Raw genomic sequence first — 5,862 nt, forward strand, 5'->3', positions numbered from 1 at the left:
GGCTCACTCCCACAGTGGATCGCGTGAATAGAGATTTTGTGTGCACCCGAAGCCTCCTGTGGGAGTGAGCCTGCTCGCGAAGAGGCCATGACAGGCACCCTAAAAATGCCAGGCAAACAAAAAGGCCCCGAGGTTTTCACCTCGGGGCCTTTTGCATTGCCGCGAACGCTTACGCCGCTTTCGCTTCCGGCTGGCTCAGGGAGCGGTTCAGCGCGCTGAACAGGGCCTTGAAGCTCGCGGTGGTGATGTTTTCATCGATACCGACGCCATGCACCGCACGTTCACCGTTCACACGCAGTTCGATGTAAGCCGCTGCCTTGGCATTGGTGCCCGCGCCGATTGCGTGTTCGTTGTAGTCCATGATTTCCACCGGGATCGGCAGGCCGGCCACCAAGGCTTCCAGCGCGCCGTTGCCCTTGCCGCGCCAGTGCAGGTTGGTTTCGCCCTGGCCTTTGCCCGAGACTTCCACTTCCACGGCACTGTGACCGTTTTCTTCCTGCAGGCGATGGCTGACCAGCGCATACGGGGTGTTGGCCTGCAAATACTCGCTGTGCAGCAAGGCGTGGATCTGTTGGGCGGTCATCTCCAGGCCGAGGCGATCGGTTTCACGCTGTACCACCTGGCTGAACTCGATCTGCATGCGACGCGGCAAGCTGATGCCGTATTCCTGTTCCAGCAAGTAGGCGATACCGCCCTTGCCCGACTGGCTGTTGACGCGGATCACCGCCTCGTAGCTGCGGCCGATATCGGCCGGGTCGATCGGCAAGTACGGCACTTCCCACAAGGCGTCCGGTTTCTGCTGGGCAAAGCCCTTGCGGATCGCGTCCTGGTGGGAGCCGGAGAACGCGGTGTGAACCAGGTCGCCGACGTAGGGGTGACGTGGGTGCACCTGGATCTGGTTGCATTCTTCAACGACTTTGCGCACGCCGTCGATGTCGGAGAAGTCCAGCTCAGGGTGAATGCCCTGGGTGTAGAGGTTCAACGCGACGGTCACGAGGTCGACGTTACCGGTACGCTCGCCGTTACCGAACAGGCAGCCTTCGACACGGTCAGCACCGGCCATAAGGCCCAGTTCGGTGGCCGCAACGCCCGTACCACGGTCGTTGTGGGTGTGCAGGCTGATGATCACGCTGTCACGACGGTTGATGTGACGGCCGAACCATTCGATCTGGTCGGCATAGATGTTCGGGGTCGCGCATTCGACGGTGGCCGGCAGGTTGAGGATCACCTTGTGCTCAGGCGTCGGGTTCCAGACTTCGATGACCGCGTCGCAGACTTCCTTGGCGAACTCCAATTCGGTCGCGCTGAAGGTTTCCGGCGAGTATTCGAAGGTCCACTGGGTGTCCGGTTGCTGGGCGGCATATTTGACGAACAGCTTGGCGGCGTTCACGGCGATGGCCTTGACACCTTCCTTGTCCTGGTTGAAGACAATGCGGCGGAAGGACGGGGAGGTCGCGTTGTACAAGTGAACGATGGCTTTCTTCGCCCCGCGCAGGGATTCGAAAGTGCGCTCGATCAGGTCTTCACGGCCCTGGGTCAGCACCTGAATGGTGGTGTCGTCCGGGATGTGGTTGCCTTCGATCAGGGTACGCACGAAGTCGAAGTCGGTTTGCGACGCGGCCGGGAACGACGCTTCGATCTCTTTCACACCGACTTGCACCAACGTCTTCCAGAAACGCAGCTTCTTGACTGCGTCCATTGGCTCGATCAGCGACTGGTTGCCGTCACGAAGGTCGGAACTGCACCAGATCGGCGCTGCGGTGATGGTCTTCGATGGCCAGGTGCGGTCCGGGATGTCGATGGTCGGGAACGCGCGGTATTTCGAAGACGGGTCTTTGAGCATGCTCATCGGGAAATCCTTATTGTGTGGGCCGAAAAAAGGCGGCCTGCCGGTGGATCAATGTTCTTGGGGAAAAGCGTGGGGCGAGGCACCGCGATTCAGCCTGGCAGTCGTGCACTGACGAGGCACAGGCTGCGGTGCTGACGAAGCTGAATGAGGGTGTGAGAGGTTTTCATGCCTTCAACCCTAACCGCCGTGATTGAGGATGGCAAGCAGTCGAAAAAAATTGAGAGGAATACTCGAATAGTCGGGATTATCGAGATTTTATTGCGGTCAGGCCGGGTGATTGTGTTGATGTTTGCGCGAGGTTTGAAGGGTGCGCAATTGAAAGTTGGCAGCCTTGTCTTGGCGACGGCAGCTATTCTTAAAGCCTAAACCAGACGACTGGAATGCAGGAGTCAGCGATGAACGAGTCGGATTGGAAGCTTTACAGTGCGTTGCGCCCGTTGGCCCATGAGCGGATGTGTATCCGGATCATGGACGAAGTCGAGGGCACGGTGCTGGATAGAAGCCAAGCGCCTTATGATCGAATTGAAGCGAGCGAAGAGCTGCTCAAAGCCGGACAAAAGGAGCTGTATTGGGCATTTGGCGCTTTCAGGTTCTCACGCGATGACGCCAGTTCTCACTTGCTGGCGTTGTGTGCCCGCGAGTTGATCACGGCTGAAGAATTGGCTGGCTTCTCACAAGACACTCAAACATGGATCAGCAATTGTCTGGCGGACCGGAAGGTCCATGGTATTGAGGATCTGGACGCTGAATAAGCGGCGGCAGTGATGGCCCTAGCGCGAGCCTGATTGCGAATGGGCCAGTCGCCTCAAAGAAGATTCAGGGCTGGAAAGCACCAATAAAAATCGCCGGATCCACCCGCGCATCATTCAGGCTGACATTCCAGTGCATGTGCGGCCCGGTCGCCCGCCCGGTGGCGCCGACTTTCCCGACTACACCGCCGCGCGCCAGTTGCTGCCCCACCTTCACGTCAATCTTCGACATATGGCAGAACATGCTGATAAAGCCCTGCCCATGGTCGACGAACACCGTATTGCCATTAAAGAAGTAGTTGCCGATCAGGATTACCTTGCCCGCCGCCGGAGTCTTGATCGGTGTGCCGGCGCCCACGGCGAAATCCAGGCCCGAGTGGGGATTGCGCTCTTCGCCATTAAAGAACCGGCGCACACCGAACTTGCTCGACAGCGGCCCGTTGACCGGTTTGTCCAGTAGCAGGTTGCTCGGGGTGTTCGGACTGAACGTGCGGTAGGCGGCGATTTGCTCGGCCAGTTCACCTTCGATGCGCTTAAGGTTCTCCGGGTTCGGATTGACCTGCTGCGTGTTCTTCAGGGTGATGTGCTGTTCCGGATACTTCTTGTTGCCGACCGTGAAACTCAGAGTGCGACCGCCGCTGCTGACCTGCTGCGTGCCCGGTTTAACCGTCAACGGCACGCCGACAATCGCCAGCCAATTGTTCTGTTCCTTGACCACCAGCACCGACTTGCCTTGGTAGCTGGCTTTTGGCGCCTGTGCAGAAGCACCCAGGTCCACCACGGCCACGCCCCCCGGCACCGGTTTATTCAACAGGCGGGTGATGTAGCTGTCGGCGTGGGCATTGAAGGTCAGGCATAGCAACAGCAGCGGAGCTAAAAAACGCGGCATGGATCAATCCAGTAAAGAAAGGGTGACAGGCGTCAGGTGATTGTCTTCGACCCGGACGTGCAGCTCGCCTTCGCCCAGTTTGGCTTTCAGGCGCTGACCGGTATGGGTTTGCTCGGCGCTGCGAATCGCGTTGCCGCGTTCATCCAGCAGAATGCTGTAGCCACGGGCCAGGGTCGCCAGCGGGCTGACCACTTGCAGCGTCTGCACCTGACTTTGCAGTTGCAGGCGACGGGACTTGAGCCCTTCACGCATGGCTCGCGGCAGGCGCTCGGCGAAGCTGTCGAGGCGCTGACGAAGCATTGCCAATTGCCGTCCCGGGTGTTGCCCGGCGAGGCGGGTTTCCAGACGAATCAAGCGTTCGCGACGGGTATTGAGGCTGCGTTCGAAAGCGCGGCGCATGCGCATGTCCAGGTCGTCCAGACGTTGTGCTTGTTGGCGCAGACGTTCGCCAGGGTGACGCAGGCGACGGGACATGCCTTCCAGGCGCAGCCGATCGCGCATCAAGCGGTCGCGGATGCGCATCACCAGGCGCCGGTGCAGGCTTTCGACCCGGCGCACCAGGTCGCTGGAATCCGGCGCGAGCAATTCGGCGGCGGCGGAGGGCGTCGGGGCGCGGACGTCGGCGACGAAGTCACTGATCGAGACATCGGTTTCGTGGCCGACGGCGCTGACAATCGGCGTCACGCACGCATCCACGGCGCGGGCCACGGCTTCTTCGTTGAAACACCAGAGGTCTTCCAGCGAACCGCCGCCACGGGCGAGGATCAGCGCATCAAAACCGCGAGCGTCCGCCAGTTTCAGGGCGCGGACGATTTGCGCAGTCGCTTCGCGGCCCTGTACGGCGGTCGGGATCAGAGTCAGTTGAACCTGCGGTGCGCGGCGGCGAAAGACGCTGATGATGTCGCGAATCACCGCGCCAGTCGGCGAACTGATAATGCCGATGCGCTGCGGATGCGCCGGCAACGGCACTTTGCGCTCGGCGCTGAACAGGCCTTCGGCGCTGAGTTTTTCCTTCAGTGCATCGAACGCCAGACGCAGCGCACCGTCACCGGCCGGCTCCACGGTGTCGAGGATCAGCTGATAGTCGCCACGCCCCTCGAACAGCGAAACCTTGCCGCGCACCTTGACCGCCAGGCCGTCCTTCAGCGCCTGGCGAACTCGTGCTGCGTTCTGCCGAAACAGCGCGCAACGAACCTGGGCGCCGCTGTCCTTGAGGGTGAAATACACGTGGCCGGACGCCGGCCGGGCGAGGTTGGAGATTTCGCCTTCGACCCAGATGTTGCTGAACACGTCTTCGAGCAACACCCGCGCACGGCCGTTGAGCTGGCTGACAGTCAGGACTTCACGGTCCAGGCCGAGTCTTGCAAAGGGATCTTTAATCATGGGGCGCATGATAAAGGCATTCGTCGAACAATCTCCATGAGTGCGCACAAATCCCTTGTGAGAGCGGGCCTGCGCGCTCCCATAAGGAGTAAAGTCAGCCCCGGGATTCAGGGAAGACGAGGGAATGAGTGTGCTTGAGCTGTTGACCCCATGGCCATTCGGCGCCACGGATTGGCTGGTGATCGGGCTGGGCATTGCCCTGGCCTATATCGTGTTTGGTATCGCCGGATTTGGCACTGCGCTGGTGGCGGGGCCGATTCTGACTCTGTTCATGCCGCTGTCGAAGATCGTGCCGTTGCTGGTGCTGCTGGATTTCGTCGCAGCGTTTGGCAATCTGCTGCCTTCGCGACGGGATGTGGCGAAGCCTGAGTTGCTGCGGCTGCTGCCGTGCATGGCGGTGGGCTGCACGTTGGGGGTGATCTTTCTGCTGAACCTCAAATCCGATGTGTTATTGCTGTTGATGGGGCTGTTCATCAGCGCTTATGCGATTTACAGCCTGTGGGTCAAAACCCGGCCGACGCAATTGTCCGCCGGTTGGGCCGTGCCGATGGGCACTGTGGGTGGGCTGTTCGGGGCGCTGTTTGGCAGTGGCGGCTTTTTATATGCGATCTATTTGAACAGCCGGTTGCCGAAAGAGGCGGCACGGGCGACCCAGAGTGCGCTGATCAGTTGCAGCACCGTGGTGCGCTTGAGCCTGTTTGCCGTCGCAGGTGTCTATGCCGAGCTACCCTTATTGATATTGGCCCTGTGTCTATTGCCGGCCATGGCCGTGGGGCTGTGGGTCGGGCGGCGATTGACCCTGAGATTGTCCCGCGAGGCGTTCGTGCGGCTGGTGACCTGGTTGGTGCTGGCGAGCGGGATTGCCTTGATCGGGCGTTATTTGAGTACTTGACCGGATTTCGTCAGGGATTAAGCTGCCGGCCGTTCCGATGCCTTCGCGGGCAAGCCTCGCTCCTACAGTCGTTCGCAAACTTTTCCGGTAGGAGCGAGGC

The 5,862-nt window shown here is 60.3% G+C and carries 6 protein-coding genes; 3 read left to right on the forward strand and 3 right to left on the reverse strand.

What is annotated here, in order from left to right:
• Nucleotides 1-169 precede the first annotated feature (169 nt).
• The gene (gene leuA, locus QMX98_RS31635; protein WP_077749336.1) at nt 170-1,849 is read right to left on the reverse strand and encodes a 2-isopropylmalate synthase; all 1,680 of its coding nucleotides are present in this window, start codon (nt 1,847-1,849) and stop codon (nt 170-172) included.
• 165 nt (nt 1,850-2,014) lie between these two features.
• Here leuA and QMX98_RS31640 point away from each other — a divergent pair, with 165 nt between their 5' ends.
• Nucleotides 2,015-2,215: a hypothetical protein gene (locus QMX98_RS31640; RefSeq protein ID WP_282411932.1), complete on the forward strand. Its 201-nt coding sequence runs from the start codon at nt 2,015-2,017 to the stop codon at nt 2,213-2,215.
• Nucleotides 2,216-2,244: 29 nt separating this feature from the next.
• Complete coding sequence (locus QMX98_RS31645) at nt 2,245-2,601, forward strand: hypothetical protein (protein WP_010457830.1); 357 nt, start codon at nt 2,245-2,247, stop codon at nt 2,599-2,601.
• Nucleotides 2,602-2,665: 64 nt separating this feature from the next.
• Here QMX98_RS31645 and QMX98_RS31650 read toward each other — a convergent pair whose 3' ends face one another.
• Together QMX98_RS31650 and xseA are read right to left on the reverse strand one after the other, a co-directional pair.
• Nucleotides 2,666-3,487: a peptidoglycan DD-metalloendopeptidase family protein gene (locus QMX98_RS31650; RefSeq protein ID WP_102593573.1), complete on the reverse strand. Its 822-nt coding sequence runs from the start codon at nt 3,485-3,487 to the stop codon at nt 2,666-2,668.
• A gap of 3 nt (nt 3,488-3,490) precedes the next feature.
• Nucleotides 3,491-4,870, reverse strand: coding sequence for an exodeoxyribonuclease VII large subunit (xseA, locus tag QMX98_RS31655; RefSeq protein ID WP_010457826.1), 1,380 nt, complete (start codon nt 4,868-4,870; stop codon nt 3,491-3,493).
• A gap of 124 nt (nt 4,871-4,994) precedes the next feature.
• On the opposite strand from xseA, the gene QMX98_RS31660 reads away from it, so the two are divergent.
• The gene (locus QMX98_RS31660; protein WP_282411933.1) at nt 4,995-5,762 is read left to right on the forward strand and encodes a sulfite exporter TauE/SafE family protein; all 768 of its coding nucleotides are present in this window, start codon (nt 4,995-4,997) and stop codon (nt 5,760-5,762) included.
• Nucleotides 5,763-5,862: the final 100 nt, after the last annotated feature.

This window comes from Pseudomonas sp. PS02303 (assembly GCF_029959925.1).
In the GTDB taxonomy this organism is placed as follows: Bacteria; Pseudomonadota; Gammaproteobacteria; order Pseudomonadales; family Pseudomonadaceae; genus Aquipseudomonas; species Aquipseudomonas mandelii.

Excerpts from the sequence above, each read along its gene's own strand:
- xseA (WP_010457826.1), bottom strand. The coding sequence starts at position 4,870 with ATGATTAAAGATCCCTTTGCAAGACTCGGCCTGGACCGTGAAGTCCTG.
- leuA (WP_077749336.1), bottom strand. The coding sequence starts at position 1,849 with ATGAGCATGCTCAAAGACCCGTCTTCGAAATACCGCGCGTTCCCGACC.
- QMX98_RS31645 (WP_010457830.1), top strand. The coding sequence starts at position 2,245 with ATGAACGAGTCGGATTGGAAGCTTTACAGTGCGTTGCGCCCGTTGGCC.
- QMX98_RS31660 (WP_282411933.1), top strand. The coding sequence starts at position 4,995 with ATGAGTGTGCTTGAGCTGTTGACCCCATGGCCATTCGGCGCCACGGAT.
- QMX98_RS31650 (WP_102593573.1), bottom strand. The coding sequence starts at position 3,487 with ATGCCGCGTTTTTTAGCTCCGCTGCTGTTGCTATGCCTGACCTTCAAT.
- QMX98_RS31640 (WP_282411932.1), top strand. The coding sequence starts at position 2,015 with ATGCCTTCAACCCTAACCGCCGTGATTGAGGATGGCAAGCAGTCGAAA.